The sequence below is a fragment of the Actinomycetes bacterium genome (assembly GCA_036510875.1).
Taxonomy (GTDB): domain Bacteria; phylum Actinomycetota; class Actinomycetes; order Prado026; family Prado026; genus DATCDE01.
In genome coordinates, this window is sequence record DATCDE010000088.1 from 11,612 (window position 1) to 30,273 (window position 18,662).

21 protein-coding genes and 1 pseudogene are annotated in these 18,662 nt (G+C 73.1%); 14 read left to right on the forward strand and 8 right to left on the reverse strand.

Annotated features, from left to right (window positions below; genetic code table 11):
* Nucleotides 1-52 precede the first annotated feature (52 nt).
* The 5 genes from xylA to VIM19_04955 all read left to right on the forward strand — a co-directional run bounded on the left by xylA (nucleotide 53) and on the right by VIM19_04955 (nucleotide 4,216).
* On the forward strand, nucleotides 53-1,216 hold the full coding sequence (gene xylA, locus VIM19_04935; GenBank protein ID HEY5184248.1) for a xylose isomerase: 1,164 nt from the start codon (nucleotides 53-55) through the stop codon (nucleotides 1,214-1,216).
* Nucleotides 1,217-1,328: 112 nt separating this feature from the next.
* Nucleotides 1,329-1,832 (forward strand): MaoC family dehydratase, encoded by a 504-nt coding sequence (locus VIM19_04940; protein ID HEY5184249.1) that lies wholly within the window; start codon nucleotides 1,329-1,331, stop codon nucleotides 1,830-1,832.
* A 12-nt stretch (nucleotides 1,833-1,844) separates the two neighbouring features.
* Nucleotides 1,845-2,471: a DUF6758 family protein gene (locus VIM19_04945; protein HEY5184250.1), complete on the forward strand. Its 627-nt coding sequence runs from the start codon at nucleotides 1,845-1,847 to the stop codon at nucleotides 2,469-2,471.
* A 7-nt stretch (nucleotides 2,472-2,478) separates the two neighbouring features.
* The gene (locus VIM19_04950) at nucleotides 2,479-3,333 is read left to right on the forward strand and encodes a PHP domain-containing protein (GenBank protein HEY5184251.1); all 855 of its coding nucleotides are present in this window, start codon (nucleotides 2,479-2,481) and stop codon (nucleotides 3,331-3,333) included.
* A 10-nt stretch (nucleotides 3,334-3,343) separates the two neighbouring features.
* Nucleotides 3,344-4,216, forward strand: coding sequence for a PD-(D/E)XK nuclease family protein (locus VIM19_04955; protein HEY5184252.1), 873 nt, complete (start codon nucleotides 3,344-3,346; stop codon nucleotides 4,214-4,216).
* Nucleotides 4,217-4,223: 7 nt separating this feature from the next.
* On the opposite strand, the gene VIM19_04960 is transcribed toward VIM19_04955, so the two are convergent.
* Both VIM19_04960 and VIM19_04965 read right to left on the reverse strand, forming a co-directional pair.
* Nucleotides 4,224-4,595: an ATP-binding protein gene (locus VIM19_04960; protein HEY5184253.1), complete on the reverse strand. Its 372-nt coding sequence runs from the start codon at nucleotides 4,593-4,595 to the stop codon at nucleotides 4,224-4,226.
* Nucleotides 4,595-5,503, reverse strand: coding sequence for an alpha/beta hydrolase (locus VIM19_04965; protein ID HEY5184254.1), 909 nt, complete (start codon nucleotides 5,501-5,503; stop codon nucleotides 4,595-4,597). Before VIM19_04965 ends, VIM19_04960 begins: the two co-directional genes overlap by 1 nt.
* Nucleotides 5,504-5,559: 56 nt before the next feature.
* Between VIM19_04965 and VIM19_04970 the strand changes: the two genes are divergently transcribed.
* Nucleotides 5,560-6,360: a ParA family protein gene (locus VIM19_04970; protein HEY5184255.1), complete on the forward strand. Its 801-nt coding sequence runs from the start codon at nucleotides 5,560-5,562 to the stop codon at nucleotides 6,358-6,360.
* Nucleotides 6,357-6,728, forward strand: coding sequence for a hypothetical protein (locus VIM19_04975; GenBank protein HEY5184256.1), 372 nt, complete (start codon nucleotides 6,357-6,359; stop codon nucleotides 6,726-6,728). Before VIM19_04970 ends, VIM19_04975 begins: the two co-directional genes overlap by 4 nt.
* Before the next feature lie 212 nt (nucleotides 6,729-6,940).
* Here VIM19_04975 and VIM19_04980 read toward each other — a convergent pair.
* A pseudogene (locus VIM19_04980) lies at nucleotides 6,941-8,374 on the reverse strand (DEAD/DEAH box helicase).
* Between the two features lie 140 nt (nucleotides 8,375-8,514).
* On the opposite strand from VIM19_04980, the gene VIM19_04985 reads away from it, so the two are divergent.
* Nucleotides 8,515-9,222, forward strand: coding sequence for a ferritin-like fold-containing protein (locus tag VIM19_04985; protein ID HEY5184257.1), 708 nt, complete (start codon nucleotides 8,515-8,517; stop codon nucleotides 9,220-9,222).
* Here the strand turns inward: VIM19_04985 and VIM19_04990 are convergent.
* From VIM19_04990 to ligD, 5 genes are all read right to left on the reverse strand, one after another.
* Entirely contained in the window at nucleotides 9,173-9,664 is a 492-nt protein-coding gene (locus VIM19_04990) for a hypothetical protein (GenBank protein ID HEY5184258.1), read from the reverse strand. The genes VIM19_04985 and VIM19_04990 overlap by 50 nt on opposite strands.
* 241 nt (nucleotides 9,665-9,905) lie before the next feature.
* Nucleotides 9,906-10,133: a DUF3107 domain-containing protein gene (locus tag VIM19_04995; GenBank protein HEY5184259.1), complete on the reverse strand. Its 228-nt coding sequence runs from the start codon at nucleotides 10,131-10,133 to the stop codon at nucleotides 9,906-9,908.
* 62 nt (nucleotides 10,134-10,195) lie between these two features.
* Entirely contained in the window at nucleotides 10,196-10,825 is a 630-nt protein-coding gene (locus VIM19_05000) for a TetR/AcrR family transcriptional regulator (protein HEY5184260.1), read from the reverse strand.
* A gap of 59 nt (nucleotides 10,826-10,884) precedes the next feature.
* Entirely contained in the window at nucleotides 10,885-11,064 is a 180-nt protein-coding gene (locus tag VIM19_05005) for a hypothetical protein (GenBank protein ID HEY5184261.1), read from the reverse strand.
* A gap of 30 nt (nucleotides 11,065-11,094) precedes the next feature.
* Nucleotides 11,095-12,042 carry a non-homologous end-joining DNA ligase gene (gene ligD, locus VIM19_05010; GenBank protein HEY5184262.1) on the reverse strand — a complete coding sequence of 316 codons (948 nt, stop codon included), beginning with the start codon at nucleotides 12,040-12,042 and terminating at the stop codon, nucleotides 11,095-11,097.
* A 51-nt stretch (nucleotides 12,043-12,093) separates the two neighbouring features.
* Here ligD and VIM19_05015 point away from each other — a divergent pair, with 51 nt between their 5' ends.
* The 6 genes from VIM19_05015 to VIM19_05040 all read left to right on the forward strand — a co-directional run.
* Nucleotides 12,094-12,963: a Ku protein gene (locus VIM19_05015; GenBank protein ID HEY5184263.1), complete on the forward strand. Its 870-nt coding sequence runs from the start codon at nucleotides 12,094-12,096 to the stop codon at nucleotides 12,961-12,963.
* Between the two features lie 24 nt (nucleotides 12,964-12,987).
* A complete protein-coding gene (locus VIM19_05020) occupies nucleotides 12,988-13,860 on the forward strand; it encodes a hypothetical protein (GenBank protein HEY5184264.1) in 873 nt (290 codons plus the stop codon).
* Nucleotides 13,857-14,765, forward strand: a complete 909-nt coding sequence (locus VIM19_05025; GenBank protein HEY5184265.1) for an alpha/beta fold hydrolase — start codon at nucleotides 13,857-13,859, stop codon at nucleotides 14,763-14,765. The genes VIM19_05020 and VIM19_05025 overlap by 4 nt, the downstream gene beginning before the upstream one ends.
* Before the next feature lie 57 nt (nucleotides 14,766-14,822).
* Nucleotides 14,823-15,734, forward strand: a complete 912-nt coding sequence (locus VIM19_05030) for a phosphotransferase (GenBank protein ID HEY5184266.1) — start codon at nucleotides 14,823-14,825, stop codon at nucleotides 15,732-15,734.
* Between the two features lie 24 nt (nucleotides 15,735-15,758).
* Complete coding sequence (locus VIM19_05035) at nucleotides 15,759-18,206, forward strand: FAD-dependent oxidoreductase (protein HEY5184267.1); 2,448 nt, start codon at nucleotides 15,759-15,761, stop codon at nucleotides 18,204-18,206.
* A gap of 5 nt (nucleotides 18,207-18,211) precedes the next feature.
* A partial coding sequence (locus VIM19_05040; protein ID HEY5184268.1) for a GntR family transcriptional regulator occupies nucleotides 18,212-18,662 on the forward strand: 451 nt, incomplete at its 3' end.

The following is an 18,662-nucleotide window of genomic DNA, read 5'->3' on the forward strand; positions in this document are numbered from 1 at the left end:
TAGGGCAACATTAGTTCGACTGCTGAACGAATAGTCTGATCGAAGGAGTCCCATGGCGCCGTCCGACCTGACCCCGGTCCCCAGCGACAAGTTCAGCTTCGGCCTGTGGACGGTCGGCTGGCAGGGCGTGGACGTGTTCGGCGGAGCGGTCCGCCCGCCCATGGACCCGGCGTACGCCGTGCACAAGCTGGCCGAGCTCGGCGCGTGGGGCGTGACCTTCCACGACAACGACGTCTTCCCGTTCGACAGCGACGACGCCACCCGCGAGGCGCACCTGGGCAAGCTGCGGTCCGCGCTCGACGAGACCGGCGTGGTCGTGCCGATGATCACGACGAACCTGTTCAGCCACCCGGTGTTCAAGGACGGCGGCTTCACCAGCAACGACCGGTCGGTGCGGCGGTTCGCGCTGGCCAAGGTCGCCCGCAACATCGACCTGGCCGCCGAGCTGGGCGCCTCGACGTTCGTCATGTGGGGCGGCCGCGAGGGTGCCGAGTCGGCGGCGGCCAAGGACATACGGGCGGCGCTGGACCGCTACAAGGAGGCCCTGGACGTCCTCAGCCAGTTCGTCCTGGACTCCGGCTACGACCTGCGGTTCGCGCTCGAGCCGAAGCCGAACGAGCCGCGCGGCGACATCCTGCTGCCGACCATCGGGCACGCCCTGGCCTTCATCGAGCGGCTCGAGCACCCCGAGCTCGTCGGGGTCAACCCCGAGGTGGGGCACGAGGAGATGGCCGGCATGAACTTCGCCGCGGGCGTGGCTCAGGCGCTGTGGGCCGGCAAGCTGTTCCACATCGACCTCAACGGCCAGCACGGGCCGCGGTTCGACCAGGACCTCCGCTTCGGCGCGGGCAACCTGCGCGGCGCGTTCGCGCTCGTCGACCTCCTCGAGCACGGCGGCTACACCGGGCCGCGGCACTTCGACTTCAAGCCCCCGCGCACCGAGGACGAGGAGGGCGTCTGGGCGTCCGCAGCGGCGTCCATGCGCAACTACCTGGTGCTGCGGGAGCGGGCCCGGGCGTTCCGGGCCGACCCCGAGGTGAAGGAGGCGCTGCAGCGCTCCGGCGTCCCGGCGCTGAGCCAGCCGACGCTCGCCCCCGGCGAGACCCTGGCCGACCTGCGGGCCGAGGCGTTCGACGCCGACGCGGTCGGGGCGCATGGCTTCGCCTTCGAGCAGCTCGACCAGCTCGCCATGGATCACCTGCTCGGCCTGCGCTGATTCCGCACGGGGCCGGCGTCGTCCCGGCGTCCAGCTCGAGGCCACCCCGGCGGTGCGCTCGCCGCCGGGGTTCGGCAGGATCGGGGTAGGACGTCGGGACGAGGAGGTCGCGATGCAGTTCGGGCGCTACTACGAGGAGTTCGAGGTCGGGGCCACCTACAAGCACTGGCCCGGCAAGACGGTCACCGAGTACGACGACCACCTGTTCTGTCTGATCACGATGAACCACCACCCGCTGCACCTGGACGCGCACTACGCGGGGGAGACGACCGACTTCGGCAAGAACGTGGTCGTGGGCAACTACGTCTACTCGTTGCTGCTGGGCATGTCGGTGCCGGACATCAGCGGCAAGGCCATCGCCAACCTCGAGGTCGAGTCGCTCAAGCACATCGCCCCGACCTTCCACGGCGACACCATCTACGGCGAGACCACGGTGCTGGAGAAGACCGAGTCGAAGTCCAAGGACGACCGGGGCATCGTCTATGTCGAGACCAAGGGCTACAAGCAGGACGGCACCGTGGTCTGTGTGTTCCGCCGCAAGGTGATGGTGCCCAAGCGGGTGTACGGCGAGCAGCGCGGAGGTGAGCAGCCCGGCCGACCCGTGCCCACCTCGTGAGGCGGTGAACCCATGAAGGGTGCGCCCAGCTGCCCGCGGTGCGGTGGCCCGCTGCACGAGCCTGGGCTGCGGTCCAGCCAGTGGCTGTGCGACCAGCACGGGTCGGTGCATCCGCTCCAGCGGCAGCTGCCGCTGTCCTCCGAGGCGCTGGCAGCCGTGGCCGGGAGCTCGGCCGTGCCGGTGTGGGTGCCCTGGCCGCTGCCGCCCGGCTGGCTGGTCACGGGGTTCTCCTTCGCCGGGGACGAGCGCACCGGTGCGCGGGCGACCGTCGTCGCGGTGAGCGGCCCCGCGCCGTTCGGCGGGCCCGGGGACCTGCTGCTGGTGGCCGAGGAGCCGGGGGTCGGCCTGGGCGCCCGGTTCGCCGGGATCGCCGGACCCGACCCGGGGCCGCTGATCGACGGCGCCCCGCCGGCCGCGCGGGTCGAGGCGGCCGGCGACCCGACCGCGCTGTGGGAGCTGTCGGGCGATGCGGACCGCTGCGTCTACGCCGGGGAGGCGCTGGGTCAGTGGCTGTGGGCGATCTGCTGGCCGGAGACCGGCGGGCTGCTGGTGCAGGACCACCTCGCCCTGGTCGACCTGCGCAACGCCGGGCACCCGCTCGACCTGCCGATCGGTGCACCCACCCCGCGGCTGGGCTGAGCGGCCCATGGGCGGGCGCGCCGACCTGCACACCCACTCGACGGCCTCGGACGGCACGGTCGAGCCGGCCGCCGTGGTCGCCGCGGCGGTCGCAGCCGGGCTGCAGGCCGTGGCGCTCACCGACCACGACACGCTGGCCGGGCTGCCCGCGGCGCAGACCGCCGCGGGGCGGCTCGGCATCGAGCTGGTCCCGGGGGCCGAGCTGTCCTGCCGGACGCCGGGCGCCATCACGCTGCACCTGCTGGCCTACTGGCCGGACCCCACCGACCCCGACCTGCTGGCCGAGATGGCGCTCAGCCGCGACGACCGGGTCCCCAGGGCCCGGGAGATGGTGCGCCGGCTCGCCGCGGACGGCTACCGGGTCAGCTTCGAGGAGCTGCTCGAGCAGACCGGGTCGGACGACGCCACACTGGGCCGCCCGCACGTCGCCCGGCTGCTCGTCGCCCGCGGTCACGCCACCTCGATGGACGACGCCTTCGACCGGCTGCTCGGCCCCGGTTCGCCGTACTACGTCCCGCACCACGGCACCGATCCGGTGGCCGCCGTCCGGCTGGTCCGCGAAGCCGGGGGGGCACCCGCGTTCGCCCACCCGTTCGCGGCCGCGCGCGGGCCGGTGGTCGACGACGAGGTGGTCGAGGCCATGGCCGAGGCGGGTCTGGTCGGCATCGAGGTCGACCACCCCGACCATGACCCCGGCCAGCAGGCCCACGCGGCCCGGCTCGCGGCGTCGCTCGGGCTGCTGCCGCTGGGGTCCAGCGACTTCCACGGCGCGAACCGGCCACAGCGGATCGGTGCGGCCACCACTCCGTTGGAGGTGCTGGTGCAGCTGCGGGAGCGCCGGGCGGTCAGACCCACCGCCTAGGGTGTCCCAGGTGGACCAGCTCGGCCTCGAGGGCATGCCGCAACGGCTCTTCTCCTGCACGCCCACCCGGCTGAACACCTGGTTGGACTGCCCGCGGCGGTACCGGATGACCTACCTGGACCGGCCGGCCCCGCCCAAGGGGGCGCCGTGGGCGCACAACAGCCTGGGGGCCAGCCTGCACAACGCCCTGGCCGCCTGGTGGTCGCTGCCCCGCGAGCGCCGCACGCCGGCCGCGGCGGGCCAGCTGCTGGCGGCGGGCTGGCTGACCGACGGCTACCGCGACGACGCGCAGTCCGAGCAGTGGCTGCAGCGGGCCACCGACATGGCCGTGGACTACGTCGAGACCCTGGACCCCGACGACGAGCCGCGGGGGGTGGAGCGGACGGTGGCCACCCGGACCGCCCGGCTCTCGGTCAGCGGGCGGGTGGACCGCATCGACGAGCGGGACGGCGCGCTCGTGGTGGTCGACTACAAGTCGGGGCGGCGACCCCCCACCACGGACGACGTGCGGGGGTCATTGGCCCTCGCGCTGTACGCGCTGGCCGTGCGGCAGACGCTGCGGGCGGACTGCCACCGGGTCGAGCTGCACCACCTGCCCAGCGGCGAGGTCGTGGGGTGGGACCACTCGGCGGAGTCGCTGGGCCGGCACCTGCGGAGGGCCGAGTCGATCGGCGGGGAGGCGGCGGACGCCGACGCCCGGTTCCGCGAGGGGCTGCCGGCGGACCAGCTGGACGAGGTGTTCCCGCCACGGCCGTCCGCGCTGTGCGGCTGGTGCGACTACGCCCGCCACTGCGAGCAGGGGCGGGCGGTGTCAGGGATCAAGGAGAGCTGGGCGGCGCTGGACGGCGCGGGGCCGGTGGAGGCGGGGGTGGGGCAGGAGTAGGGCGGTCTCAGCCGTCCAGCTCGAACCAGACGACCTTGCCCTCGTCGGACTCGCTCCAGCCCCAGCGGTCGGCGAGCACGTCGACCAGCTGGAGGCCGCGCCCCCCGATGTCGGTGAGGTCCACCTCGGTGCGCAGCATCGGTGCGTGGCTCGCCGAGTCGAGCACCTCGACGCGCAGGCCGTCATCGAGTGGCCGGGCGCGCAGCTCGAGCGGGCCGCTCGCGTGCAGGATCGCGTTGGTGACGAGCTCGCTGACCAGCAGGACGGCGACCTCCTCCTCGGTGCTGCCGAGGTCGCGCAGGTACCCCGCGACGAGCTGGCGGGCATGTGCCACCTGCTCGGGGTCGGTCGTCAGGGTCTCGCGCAGCTCCAACTTCATCACCTGTGTGCACCTCCTCGGTCGAGCGGACCCCTGCCGAGCCTGGACCAGAACTGGACCAGTACCCGGGCGGTCTCCTCGGCGTTCTCTGCCGCCGGCGAGTGGGCCGCTCCTGGTACGAAGACGCACGGGGCGCCGAGCTGTGACGCCATTTCGGACTGAAGTTTCGGAGACCACACGTCGTCGTGCTCGCCGCAGGCCACGAGCACGGGCAGGCCGGTGTCCCGCAGCAGGTCGGTGCGGTCGGGCGCCTCGGTGAGCAGCCGGGCGATCGCGGCCAGGCCGTCGGTGTCGTTGGCGAGGAACCGCCGTTCGAGGAAGGCGGCGACACCCGGGTCGTCGGGGGGCTGCCAGCCGTTCTCGACGTCCAGGGAGTGCTTGACCGCCCAGGTGGCGGACAGCCCGATGCGGGGCATCGTCTCGGCCATCTGCCGCAACAGCTCCGCTGGGCGCCCGACGAGGCCGGCCGGTCCGGACCCCAGCAGGGTCAGCGAGGCGAAGGCCTCCGGCCCGGCGAGCGCGGCGGACTTGGCGACCAGCCCGCCGAACGAGTGGCCGAGCAGGTGCACCGGGCCGGGGGCGGCCTGTGCGCAGACCGCGAGCGCGTCCATGGCGAACGCCTCGAGCACCCAGCCCTCGGGCGGGGGGTCGCCCGGCGACTCGAACTGGCCGCGCTGGTCGTAGGCCAGCACCCGGAAGCCGGCTCGGGCCAGCGGCGCCAGCACGGCGATGAAGTCCTCCTTCGACCCGGTGAAGCCGGGGATGAGGACGGCGGTGGGCACGGCGTCGGCACTCGCGGTGGCCGTCGGCTCCGGCTCGGCCTGCAGGCCAGCGAAAGCACCCCTGTCGGTCACCACTGACCGGGTGACCACCCCGGGGGGCAGCGTCAGTGTGGGCGGCGTGCTCACTCAGGGCAGAATAGGTGGGAACCGTCCCCGATGCCGCCTCGCCACCCCGGAGCGCCGTGACCCGAACCGTTGCCGTCGCCAACCAGAAGGGCGGCGTCGCCAAGACCACGACCGTCGCCTCGCTCGGCAGCGCGCTCGCCGAGCTCGACCAGCGGGTGCTGCTCGTCGACCTCGACCCGCAGGCCTGCCTCACGTTCTCCCTCGGGCTGGACCCGGAGACCCTCGAGCTGTCCGTGCACGACGTGCTGCTCGGCCGGGTGGACGCCCGGCTCGCCGTCCAAGAGACCGAGGACGGCGTGGACCTGCTGCCGGCCACCATCGACCTGGCCGGGTCGGAGGCCCTGCTGCTGACCAGGACCGGCCGCGAGTACGCCCTGCGCAGCGCGCTGGAGGAGATCAGCGGCGACTACGACTGGGTGCTGCTGGACTGCTCGCCGTCCCTCGGTGTGCTCACCCTCAACGCGCTCACCGCGGCCGACGACGTGCTCATCCCGCTGCAGTGCGAGACCCTGTCGCACCGCGGCGTGGGCCAGCTGCTGGACACCGTGCGGGACGTCCAGCGGCTGACCAACCGGGGGCTCACCGTGCTCGGCGTGCTGCCCACGCTGTTCGACGGGCGGACGAACCACGCCCAGGCGGTGCTGGCCGACGTGGCGCAGCGGTACGACCTGCCGGTGCTGGAGCCGCCGATCGCCAAGTCGATCCGGTTCGCCGAGGCGCCGGCCGTGGGCCGCTCGATCCTGGCCACGGCGCAGACGTCGAAGGGCGCGCAGGCCTACCGCGAGCACGCCAGGAAGCTGCTGGCGGCCCACTCCGAGGCTGCGGCCGAGACCTCGACCACGGCGGCCCCCCGATGACCGACCGGCCGCCGGAGAAGGGCAACGGCGTGCCGCGGACCCGCCGGGCCGACCCGGCCGCCGGGTTCGACCGGCTCCGGCCGCGGTCCCCTCGGCCGGAGCCACTCAGCGCGGAGTCGCTGGCCGCGCCGGCCGACCAGGACGGCCGTCGTGCGCTGTTCAGCGACGCGGTCCCACCGGCGAGCCTGGGGGCGATCACGATCGCCTGCTCGTCCTGCCGCAAGCACACGGTGGTCTCGGCCCGGCAGGCGCTGCTGCTGGCGCTGCCGTCCCTGCACCTGCCGTTCCTCCGGCGCCACCACGGGTCGTGGATGCGCTGCCCGGCCTGCGGCCGGCGGACCTGGGTGAGCGTCCGAGTCCAGCACTGAGGCTGCGGCTACTCCGCGCCGCTGGCCGTGTCGGGCGTGCTGTCGGCCGTGGTCGTGCCCGATCCGTGACCCCGACCGCCCCGGCGGCGACGGCGCTTGCGAGCCGCACCGTCGGAGTCGGTGACCGGGCCGGAGCCGGCGGGCGACGGGTCGCCAGCCTCGGCAGTCACCGCCTCGGTGGCGGTGTGCTCGGTGGCATCCGCGGCCGGCTGGCCGCTGCGGGTACGGTTGCGGTTACGGGCCGGCCGCTCGCTCTTCGGCTTGTGGTCACGGCCGTGGCCGTGGTTGTGGTCGTGCTTGGGCTTCGGGGGCCGGCTGCTGTGCTTGCCGGTCTCGCCGAGGTCCTCGAGCTGCTCGGCATCCAGGCCGGCGCGGGTGCGCTGGGCCCTGGGCAACGAGCCGGTGGCCGTGGCCGGGATGTGCAGCGCCGTGAACAGGTGCTCGGAGGTCGAGTACGTCTCGACCGGCTGCGCGAACGGCAGCCCGAGCTCCTTGTTGATCAGACCCCAGCGCGACACGTCCGCCCAGTCAACGAACGTGACGGCGACACCGGAGGCGCCGGCTCGCGCCGTCCGACCGACCCGGTGCAGGTAGGTCTTGGAGTCCTCCGGGCAGGTGTAGTTGACGACGTGGGTGATGCCCTCGATGTCGATGCCACGGGCGGCCACGTCGGTCGCCACCAGGACGTCGACCTTGCCGCTGCGGAAGGCGCGCAGTGCCTGCTCGCGGGCGCCCTGGCCCAGGTCGCCGTGCACCGCGGCGGCCGCGAAGCCGCGCTCGGTCAGCTGTTCGGCGGCCTTGTCGCAGGCGCGCTTGGTGCGGCAGAAGACGAGAGTGAGACCGCGGCCCTCGGCTTGCAGGATGCGGGCCAGCACCTCGATCTTGTCGAGTGCGTGCGCCTGGTAGACGTGCTGCTCGACCGTGTCGACGGTCTGCAGCTCGTCGTCGCCCATGACCGCCCGGATGTGCGTGGGCTGGCGCATGTAGCGCCGCGCCAGGTTGATGATCTGGCCCGGCATGGTGGCCGAGAAGAGCATGGTCTGCCGGTTCTGCGGGGTCTGGGCCACGATCCGCTCGACGTCCGGCAGGAAGCCCAGGTCGAGCATCTCGTCGGCCTCGTCGAGGACCAGCACCTTGACGTGCGACAGGTCGAGGTGACGCTTCTGGGCCAGGTCGATCAGCCGGCCGGGGGTGCCGACGACAACGTCGACGCCCTTGTGCAGGGTCTCGATCTGCGGCTCGTAGGCGCGGCCGCCGTAGATCTCCAGCACCCGCACCCCCCGGGTGCGGCCGGCCGCCCGCAGGTCGTCGGCGACCTGGATGCACAGCTCGCGGGTCGGGACGACGACGAGCGCCTGTGGGACGTCGGGGGCCACCAGCTCGACCTCGTCCGCGTCGTCCGGGGCGATGATCCGCTGCAGCAGCGGGATGCCGAAGCCGAGGGTCTTGCCGGTACCGGTCTTGGCCTGGCCGATGACGTCGGCGCCGGACAGGGCCACCGGGAGGGTCATCTCCTGGATCGGGAAGGCCTCGATGATGCCGAGCGCGTCCAGCGCGTCGGCGGTCTGGGGGAACACCCCAAGTTCGCGGAACGTGGTCAGGGCTTGTCGCCTCTTCCCTCTCGTGGGCTGGACCTGCGGCACCAGCGCAGCTCGGGCGAGCGCGCACGGTGGAAGGTCCTGGCGGCGGCGTCGGTCGACACCGCGAGCGCCGCCCGGCGGGGCGACAACGGCCAGTGTAGCGCGGCCAGGCCGGTGGGACGCGGTGCGCTGGCTACGCTGCAGAGGTGACCGAGTCGGAGACCCCCGCCGCGCCCAGCCTCGACGACCCCGCCTACCGGGCCGCTGTGGTGGACCTGCTGGGCGTGCTGGCGTACGGCGAGCTGTCCGCGTTCGCGCGGCTGGCGGCCGACGCGGCGCTCGCGCCGACGATCTCCGACGAGGCCGAGCTGGCGGCCATGGCGGTCGCCGAGCACCGGCACTTCGTGCGGCTGCGGGACCGGCTGGCCGAGCTCGGTGCCGACCCGGACGAGGCCATGACCCCGTTCATCGCCTCGATCGACGGGTTCCACGAGTCCACCGCCCCGAACGACTGGCTCGAGGGCCTGATGAAGGCCTACGTGGGGGACGGCGTCAGCGCGGACTTCTACCGCGAGGTGGCCCGGTGGCTGGACCCGGAGTCGCAGGCCCTGGTGAACGACGTGATGGCCGACACCGGGCACTCGGCCTTCGTCGTGGCCGCTGTCCGCAAGGCGATCGCCGAGGACCCGCGGGTGGCCGGCCGGCTGGCGCTGTGGGGACGCCGGCTGGTGGGAGAGATGCTGTCCCAGGCGCAGCGGGTCGCCGCTGACCGGGACGCGCTGTCCAACCTGCTGGTCGGCGGGATCAGCGGCACCTCGATGCCTGGCTTCGACCTGGCCGAGATCGGGCGGATGTTCACCCGGCTCACCGAGGCGCACACCCGCCGGATGCAGGCGCTCGGCCTGTCCGCCTGACCCTTCGACTTGTCAGGCTGAGGACGTCGTATAGGTCGTCGTCACCCTGACAAGACTGGTCACGGAGCGCCAGGTACCACTCGCCGATGGTGCGGTACTTGGCCTCGAAGCCACGGTCCCCGCTCAGCGGGCCCGTGATCGGTGCGGGCAGCCGGGTCCGGCGTCCAGAGCTCTCGTCGACGACGACGATCGCGCCGCCCAGCTGTCGCTCGAGCGAGATGCCCTGGATGTCCCGCCAGGGGATCACCCGACCGCTTGGTCCGTGCACGGTCAGCGCCTCCCGGGACACGGTCACCCCCTGCCAGCGGAAGATCGCCGCAGTGCCGGCTCCGAAGGGGACGACGAACATCAACGCCCACTCGGCGCGCTGGGGATACGTCGTCGGCAGCGTCGGATCGGTCACGGCGAACGCGATCCGGGTGGCGACGACCAGCAGCCCCACTGCGCCCGCGTCCGAGTGAACCGCACCGTGTCATGGCCCACCCAAACCCCCGTCGGGTCCATGTCTACAGTGTGGCGTCCCGGGACGGCGGGCGCTAGGTCTGCGGAAAGTCGTTGTCCTGCCTGGGTTCTCGGTGGTTGGGAGTTGCCGCGGCCGACCGGCCCCACCGCCGAGCACAACACCGGCGCCGACTGCCACCACCGCCAGCGCGGCAAACACCCCGCCGTTCTCGGCGGCCGGGCTACATCGTGCCGAAGCCGACCCGGCGCTCGATCTGCTCGCCGATCTCGACGTAGGCCAGCTGGTCGGCCACGACCACGATCTTGTGGCCCTTCTCGTCCTCCAGGATGAGCAGCCCCTCGTCAGCGGCCAGTGCGGCCTGGACCGCCGCGGTGACGGCCTCGGGGGACTCGTTGCTCTCGAGCGCCAGCTCGCGCGCTGCGCCCTTGACCCCGATTTTGACCTCCACGCCGACCTCCGACTCACCGTGCTCGATTGATGTAGTCGACAGGCTAGTCGAGCCGACCGGGCTCAGCCGCCGGTGCGGGGGAACTTCGAGATGCCCCGCCAGGCCAGCGTGGAGACCAGTCGCACCGCCTCGTCCGCAGGGATCTGCTGACCGGTGGTGACCCAGTACCGGGCGCTGACCTGCGCCATGCCGATCAGCCCCACCGCGAGCAGGTGCGCCTGTTCGTTGGACAGGCCGGCGTCCTCAGCGATCACCTCGCTGACCTGCTCGGCCGACTCCTGCTGCACCCGGTCCACCCGGTCCCGGACGGCGGGCTCGGACGTCAGGTCCGACTCGAAGACCAGCCGGAAGGTGCTGGACTCGGCCCCGACGAAGTCGAAGTAGGCCTGCATGGTCGCGGTGACCCGCTGCTTGTTGTCCGTGGTCGACTCGAGGGCGTCCCGGACGGTGGCCTGCAGGTCCGCACTGCTCTGGTCCAGCAGCGCGAGGTAGAGCTCGAGCTTGCTGGGGAAGTGCTGGTAGAGCACCGGCTTGGACACCCCGGCGCGCTCGGCGATGTCGTCCATGCCGGCCGCGTGGTAGCCGCTGACGACGAAGACGTCGCGCGCCGCGTTGAGCAGCTGGGCGCGGCGGGCGCTGCGGGGCAGCCGCACACCTCTGGCCGGTGGCTCTGGGCCCACCCGGCTGGACATGGTCACGCCGGCGATCCTACTCAGGGGTAACCCAGCGGGTGCTGACTCCTCGGCCCGGGTCAGCGGTACTCGTCGTCGTCCCCCTCGACCACGACGGCCTGCTCGAGGGCGTCGGCCTCAGGCTCCTCCAGTTCGATGGCGGTGCTGGCTGGCGTCGCCTCGGCCGGCGCCTCGGGGTCGACCTCCTCCTCCTCGAGGTCGACCGGCTCCTCGGGTGCTGGGCTCTCCACGTCGGACACGTCGGGCTCCTTTCGGCGGACACCCTCACGCTACCGGGTACGGCCCGGCTGTCCGGTTGCCGGTGGGTCGGGCAGCGCCGGCCGGGCGTCGTCCAGCAGCGGGAGCAGCAGGTCGCCGTCGCGCTGCACGCGGCGCAGCAGGTCGCCCGCCGTCACCACGAGGTCCTCGGGGTCGTTCGCGGCGGTCACCTCAGCCCAGGTCACCGGTGCGGAGACGGTCGGCCGGGCCCGGGCGCGCAGCGAGTAGGGGGCGATCGTCGTCTTCGCGGCGTTGTTCTGCGACCAGTCGACCAGCACCTTGCCCGGGCGCAGGCTGCGGAGCATCCGGCTGACGACCAGGCCGGGCTGCTCCCGCTCCAGCCGCACGGCCTGGTCGCGTGCGTAGCCGGACGTCCGGTTGTCGGTGGTCTCGGCGACCGGGACGTACAGCTGCATCCCCTTGGAGCCGGAGGTCTTCGGGTACGCCGTCAGCCCGTCGGCGGCCAGCATCTCCCGCAGGGCCAGCGCCACACGGGCGCACTCCAGGACCGTGGCCGGCGGGCCCGGGTCGAGGTCGAGGACCAGCAGGTCGGGGCCGCGGGCCGCGCCGTCCGCGCCGACCCGCCACTGCGGCACGTGCAGCTCGAGGGCGGCCAGGTTCGTCGCCCACACCAGGGTGGGCAGGTCCTCGACCAGCGCGTAGTCGATGGTCGTGCGGTCCTTGCCGGACCCCGGGGCCGGCAGCCGCACCCGGCGCACCCAGTCCGGCGCGTGCGTCGGCACGTTCTTCTCGAAGAACGAGTGCCCGCCCACGCCGTCCGGCCAGCGGGTGAACGTCACCGGTCGCCCGGCCAGGTGCGGCAGCAGCACCGGCGCGACCCGGGTGTAGTAGTCGATGACCTCGGCCTTGGTGAACCCGGTTTCGGGGTAGAGCACCTTGGTCGGGTTGGACAGCGTGAGCCGCCTGCCCTCGACCTCGACGACGATCTTCTCGACCATGGTGGTCGACAGCGTGCCACCATGGCGTCTCCGGCCGCGAGGAGGTTCGGCATGCGCACGATCTGGAAGGGCGCGATCTCCTTCGGGCTGGTGACGATCCCGGTCCGGCTGTACTCGGCCACCCAGGAGCAGGACGTCTCCTTCCACCAGGTGCACCGTGACGACGGCGGCCGGATCAAGTACCAGCGGGTCTGCTCGGTGGACGGGCAGCAGGTGGCCTACGCCGACATCGCGAAGGGCTACGAGCTGCCCACCGGCGAGGTCGTGGTGCTCACCGACGAGGACTTCGCCGACCTGCCGTTGGTCACTAGCAAGACCGTCGAGGTCCTGCAGTTCGTGCCGCTCGAGCAGGTCGACCCGATGTACTTCGACAGCTCCTACTACCTCGAGCCTGAGGACCTGGGGGTCAAGCCGTACGTTCTGCTGCGCGACGCGCTGGACCGCTCGGCGCGGGTGGCACTGGTTAAGGTGGCGCTGCGCCAGCGGGAGCGGCTGGCCTGTCTTCGGTCCAAGGGCGGCGTCCTCGTGCTCGAGACGATGCTGTGGCCGGACGAGATCCGCGCCCCGGAGTTCGGCTTCCTCTCGGACGACGTCACGGCCCGCCCGCAGGAGCTGGCCATGGCCGAGTCGCTCATCGAGGCGCTGGCCGGTGACTTCGACCCGACGGAGTACCACGACGAGTACCGGGCCGCCCTCCAGCAGGTGATCGAGGCGAAGATCGAGGGCCGTGAGGTGGTCGCACCTCCGGGGCAGGCCACGGACGAGGGCGCGGTGGTCGACCTGATGGCGGCGCTGCGCGCCAGTGTGGAGGCCGCGCAGCGGGCCCGCGGCGAGCGACCCGACAGTGAGGAGCAGGCCGAGCAGCAGGAGCCGGTTGATAGGCCAACCGGGCGAAAGGGTCGCCGGCGTGCTTCTGCCTGAGCCCGCGCCTGCCACACTGTGTCCATGAGCCTGGGGGGGCCCGGCGGCGAGTCCGCCGATGTGGTGTCGGTGCTGCGCGCCGTGCCGGGCGTCGCTGACGCCGAGATCCTCCCTGACGAGCACGGGGGTCCGGGCACCCTGCGGCTTCAGCTCGCCCTCGGCGCGGACGAGGTCGACGTCGCCATGAAGGTCAACCGCATCCTCGGGGAGCGGTTCGGCCTCGGCGTGGACGCCGGTCGGGTGCAGGTGGTCGAGGAGGCGATGCCGAACAGAGGCGCGCACGTCGCGGCCACTCCGGCGGTGCAGGCGGCGGTCGCGGACGTCGAGGAGCGGATCGCGGCCGTCGAGGCAGTGGCCGGTCCCGAGCTGTCCGTGGTGCCGTCCGCGTCGGCCACCGAGCCCCCAGCCGGCGGGTCCCCGGCCCAGCCGGTCGCGGCGGCCGCGCCGCCCCAGCCGGCCGTCGAGCCGCCGGCTGCGGAGGACGGTCCGACCCATGCGCCGCGCCCCCCGCGGCTGCTGATCTCCCGCATGCAGCTCGTGTCCGCGCAGCTGGGCGTCGCGGCCGAGGTGTCGCTGACCAGGGACGGCCGCTCCTACACCGGAGCCGCGGACGCCGCCGCGACCGCGACCAGCGTGCACCGGGCGGTGGCCCAGGCCACGCTGCGCGCGGTGGAGTCCTGCATCGGCTCGGCGGCCCGGTTCGAGCTCGAGCACCTGCAGTCCACGACGCTCGGTGCCGACAAGGCCGTCGTCGTCGAGATCTCGATGATCACCAGGCACGCGACGGAGCGGCTCACCGGGATCAGCGCGGTGCGCGACGACCCGCGGCAGGCCGTGATCAGGGCCACCCTGGATGCGCTCAACCGACGGATTGAGACGTACCTTCAGTCAGCGTGACCGACCTTCGTGACACCCCCACGTTTCCACCCTGGCCGCCCGAGCGGGTCTCTCTCCCCGGCTACACCCTGTCCGTCCGGGTGGCGCCCGGCACCGGACCGGCCGCCGAGCCCGCCGTGCTCGTCCACGGTCTGGGCGGGTCGGCGCTCAACTGGACGCAGCTCATGGGACTGCTCGCCGACCGGCTGGACGGCCGCGCACCCGATCTGCCGGGATTCGGTGACTCACCGCCCCCCGACGACGGCGACTACTCGGTGGCCGGCCACGCCAGGGCGGTCATCGCGCTGCTGGAGCACGACGACCGGGGCCGGGTGCACCTGTTCGGCAACTCCCTGGGAGGTGCCGTCGCCACGGCGGTGGCCGCACGGCGGCCCGACCTGGTGCGCACCCTGACGCTGATCGCCCCGGCCCTGCCGGACCTTCGGCCAGGGCGCTGGCGCACCGCAGTCGCCGCGATGGCCCTGCCCGGCGTCGGGGCGCTGGTCGCCCGGCGGATGCAGGCGCTCACCCCGGAGGAGCGGGTCGCAGGCCTGCTCGACCTGGTGTTCGCCGACCCCGCCAGCGTCTCGCCGGCCGCCCGTCAGCTCGCGGTCGAGGAGGCCGCCCGGCGCGCGGCACTGCCCTACGCCTCCGACGCTCTCGCGTCGTCGGCCCGGGGCCTGATGCGCTCCTGGGCGACCCGCGGACCGGACTCGCTGTGGGCGCAGGCCCGGCAGGTCGGCGCGCCCACGCTCGTGGTCTACGGCGGTCGGGACAAGCTGGTGCCGCACGCGGGTCGGCGGGTCGGCGAGACGTTCCCGGACGCCCGGGTGGTGCTGCTGCCTCGGAGCGGGCACGTGGCCCAGATGGAGCATCCCGAGGTGGTCGAGCGGCTGGTCCGTGAGCACCTCGGCCGGGTCGGCTGACCGACCGATCGCGGCTATGCGCAGACCCCGGGGTGCGCCGTGTCCTACGCTCCGGGCGTGCAGCCTGATCTCGGTGACCTGCCCGAGCAGCTCGACGTGCTGCGCGGTCGCCGGCTCGAGGTGTGCGAGCTCGGCGGTGGGCTGACCAACCGCAACTACCGGGTCACCACGGACGACGGCGGCGACTACGTCGTGCGCGTCTCCTCGACCGAGACCGGCCTGCTGGCCATCGACCGGGACGCCGAGCGGCACAACACCACGGCGGCCTGGCTGGCCGGCGTCGGCGCGCCCGTGATCGAGGCGCTGCCCGACCGCAACGTCCTCGTCGTCGGCTTCCTGTCGGGCCGCACCCTGCAGGCACCCGACGTCCGCGACCCAGCGACCATCCCGCGGATCGCTGCGGCCGTGCGGACCCTGCACGCCGGTCCGGAGTTCCAGGGCTCCTTCGACATGCGCAGCATCCGGCGGCGCTACCTCGGCGTGGTGACCGAGCACGGCTTCCGGCTGCCGGCGGACTACCTCGACCTGGCGCCCCGAGTGGAGGCGCTCGAGGCGGCCCTGCTGCCGGGGGCGGAGACCCCGCGACCGTGCAACAACGACCTCCTGGCCGCCAACCTGATCGACGACGGTGAGTGGATTTGGCTGATCGACTACGAGTACAGCGGGATGAACGAGCCGAGCTTCGAGCTGGGCAACATCGCCTCGGAGTCCGGGCTGGAGCGCGAGGAGCTGGCGGCGCTGGTCGCCGCCTACTGGGGTCGGGGATCCCGGAGCAAGACCTGCCGGGCCGAGGCCTGGTCGCTGCTGGCCCGCTACGGCTGGACGCTGTGGGCCTCCATCCAGGCCTCGGTGTCCCCGATCGACTTCGACTTCTGGTCCTGGGGCATGGAGAAGTACGACTCGGCCAGGGCCGACCTGCTGGGTCCCGCCCACGACCGCCTGCTGGACGGCCTCGCGGCCGACGACTGACCGACCACCGAGGGGAACCCGTTCATGGCACAGCTGCCGGACCGCGCCCGCATCGTCATCGTCGGTGGCGGGGTCGGGGGCGCCAGCATCGCGCACCACCTGGCGCGAAGCGGGGTCACCGACGTGGTCGTGCTCGACCGCGACGAGCTGACCAGTGGCTCGACGTTCCACTCGGCCGGGCTGGTCGGCCAGCTGCGCGGCTCGGTGAACCTGACCCGGATGATGATGGGTAGCGCCCAGCTGTACCGCGAGCTCGCGGCCGATCCGGACACCGACCCCGGCTGGATCGAGTGCGGCGGCATCCGGCTGGCGTCGTCCCCCGAGCGGCTCGAGGAGCTGGAGCGGCAGGTCGCCTGGGCGGAGACCTTCGGGCTGCCGCTGGAGCGCATCTCGGCCACCGAGGCGCAGGGGCTGTTCCCGCTGATGTCCACCGAGCGGGTGCTTGGCGCCACCTTCCTGCCCACGGACGGCTACCTCGACCCCTCGCAGCTCACCTACGCGCTGATGAAGGGCGCCCGCCGGGCCGGCGTCCAGGTGCACGAGCGCACCCGGGTGCTGGGCTGCACCGCGTCCGGCGGCGCCGTCACCGGCGTGCGGACCGACCAAGGCGACATCGAGTGCGAGACCGTCGTCGACGCCGGCGGCATGTACGCCGCGGAGATCGCCCGGATGGTCGGCGTCCGGGTGCCGATCATCCCGATGAGCCACCAGTACGTCGTCACCCAGCCGTTTCGCCCGGTCGACGTCGAGGCGCGCCGGCTGCCGACCCTGCGCGACCCCGACCTGCTCGTCTACTACCGTGAGGACGGCGCCGGCCTGGTCATGGGCGGCTACGAGCGGCAGTCCGCGCCGTTCTCGCTCGGCCCGGACGGTTTGGACGCCGTCCCGGCCGACTTCAACGGCCGGCTGCTGCCAGAGGAGTGGCCCCGGCTGGAGGAGATCTACGCCAACTCCGTCGTCCGGGTGCCGTCGATGGCCGACGTGGAGATCCGCAAGGTGATCAACGGGCCGGAGGGGTTCACCCCGGACAACGAGTTCTGCCTCGGGCCGACCGACGTCCACGGGTTCTGGGTCGCCGCCGGGTTCTGCGCGCACGGCATCGCCGGTGCCGGTGGCATGGGTGAGGTCATGGCCGGCTGGATTCTGGACGGCGACCCCGGCATGGACCTGTGGGAGATGGACGTGCGCCGGTTCGGCCGGCAGTACCGCTCGCCGAAGTACACGCTGGCCCGGGTCAGGGAGAACTACGAGAGCTACTACGACATCGTCTACCCGGGCCACGAGCGGCAGGCCGGGCGCCCGCTGCGGATGTCGCCCGCGTATGCCGCGCACGTCGCGGCGGAGGCCTCCTTCGGGGAGAAGAGCGGCTGGGAGCGGGTGAACTACTACCGCAGCAACGAGTCGCTCGGCGACCCGTCCGGGCGCCCGCTCGGCTGGGCCGGCAAGCTGTGGTCGCCGGCCATCGAGGCCGAGCACCGGGCCACCCGCGAGACCGCCGGGCTGTTCGACGAGTCGTCCTTCGCCAAGCTCGAGGTGTCCGGCCCCGGCGCCGCCGCGCTGCTGGAGGGCCTGTGCGACAACCGGGTGGCCCGCGGCCCCGGCCGGATCACGTACACCCAGATGCTCAACGCCCGCGGCGGCATCGAGTGCGACTTCACGGTCACCCAGCTGGGCGACGACACCTTCCAGATCGTCACCGGGACGGCGTTCGGCGGGCACGACCTGGCCTGGATCACCGCGCACGCGCCGCGGGACGGCTCGGTCATCGTCCGGGACGTCACCAGCCAGTGGGCCTGCTTCGGCCTGTGGGGCCCGCGGGCGCGGGACATCCTGCAGCCGCTCACCCCGCAGCGGCTGGACAACGAGGCGTTCCCGTACCTGACCATGCGCGAGACCACGGTGGGCTCGGCTCCGGTGCGGATGCTGAGGGTCACGTTCGTCGGAGAGCTCGGCTGGGAGGTCTACACCCCGGCCGAGTACGGCGCGGCACTGTGGGCCGAGCTGGTCGAGGCTGGTGCCGGGCACGGGATGCTCCGCTGCGGCTACCGGGCGATCGACTCGCTGCGCGCCGAGAAGGGCTACCTGTACTGGGGGTCGGACATCACCGCCGACCAGACGCCGTACGAGGCCGGGCTGGGCTTCTGCGTGAAGCCGGACAAGGAGTTCCTCGGCCGGGAGGCGCTGGCCGGGCGGGAGCGGCCAGAGCGGCGGCTGGCGTGCGTCACCCTGTCCGACCCGCTGCGCCAGGTGCTGGGCAACGAGCCGGTGCGGGTCGACGGCCACACCGTGGGGCGGGTGACCAGCGGTGCGATCGGCCACTCGGTGGACGCCTCGATCGCCTTCGCCTACCTGCCCGCGGCGTCCGCCCTGGCGGGCACCCCTGTCGAGGTGATGGTGTTCGGGGAGTGGGTGCCAGGGGTGGTCGCCGAGCCGCCGTTGTACGACCCCAAGGGCGAGCGGATCCGCGCGTGAGCCCCATGGGCGGCCATACGGTCCCGGCGTCCCTGCTGGGACCGGTGCGCTCGGGCAACGCCTTCGAGATCGCCGTCGAGCGGCTGGCCCGCACGATCAAGCTCGGGGTGATCCCGCGTGGCGAGCGGCTGCCCTCCGAACGGGAGCTGGCCGCGACCCTGCAGGTGGGCCGCTCCACCGTGCGCGAGGCGCTGGAGGCGCTGCGGCAGGCCGGGTACGTGCAGACCCGTCGCGGGCGCGGTGGCGGCACCTTCGTCACCTACGGCGGCACCACGGTCTCCCGGTCCGTCGCCGGTGAGCTGGTGCGCTCGATGGGGGCGCAGCTGCAGGACGCCCTCGACTTCCGCCGGGTGGTCGAGCCCGGTGCCGCCGCGCTCGCCGCCACCCGGATGGTCCGGGCGGAGGATGCCGAGTCGCTCCGCGAGGCGCTCGACGCGGCCACCGCGGCCTCCGACG

What these genes read in the sequence shown, in the direction of transcription:
- xylA (HEY5184248.1), top strand. Translation starts at nt 53, where the DNA reads ATGGCGCCGTCCGACCTGACCCCGGTCCCCAGCGACAAGTTCAGCTTC.
- VIM19_04940 (HEY5184249.1), top strand. Translation starts at nt 1,329, where the DNA reads ATGCAGTTCGGGCGCTACTACGAGGAGTTCGAGGTCGGGGCCACCTAC.
- VIM19_04945 (HEY5184250.1), top strand. Translation starts at nt 1,845, where the DNA reads ATGAAGGGTGCGCCCAGCTGCCCGCGGTGCGGTGGCCCGCTGCACGAG.
- VIM19_04950 (HEY5184251.1), top strand. Translation starts at nt 2,479, where the DNA reads ATGGGCGGGCGCGCCGACCTGCACACCCACTCGACGGCCTCGGACGGC.
- VIM19_04960 (HEY5184253.1), bottom strand. Translation starts at nt 4,595, where the DNA reads ATGAAGTTGGAGCTGCGCGAGACCCTGACGACCGACCCCGAGCAGGTG.
- VIM19_04975 (HEY5184256.1), top strand. Translation starts at nt 6,357, where the DNA reads ATGACCGACCGGCCGCCGGAGAAGGGCAACGGCGTGCCGCGGACCCGC.
- VIM19_05000 (HEY5184260.1), bottom strand. Translation starts at nt 10,825, where the DNA reads ATGTCCAGCCGGGTGGGCCCAGAGCCACCGGCCAGAGGTGTGCGGCTG.
- ligD (HEY5184262.1), bottom strand. Translation starts at nt 12,042, where the DNA reads ATGGTCGAGAAGATCGTCGTCGAGGTCGAGGGCAGGCGGCTCACGCTG.
- VIM19_05015 (HEY5184263.1), top strand. Translation starts at nt 12,094, where the DNA reads ATGCGCACGATCTGGAAGGGCGCGATCTCCTTCGGGCTGGTGACGATC.
- VIM19_05020 (HEY5184264.1), top strand. Translation starts at nt 12,988, where the DNA reads ATGAGCCTGGGGGGGCCCGGCGGCGAGTCCGCCGATGTGGTGTCGGTG.
- VIM19_05035 (HEY5184267.1), top strand. Translation starts at nt 15,759, where the DNA reads ATGGCACAGCTGCCGGACCGCGCCCGCATCGTCATCGTCGGTGGCGGG.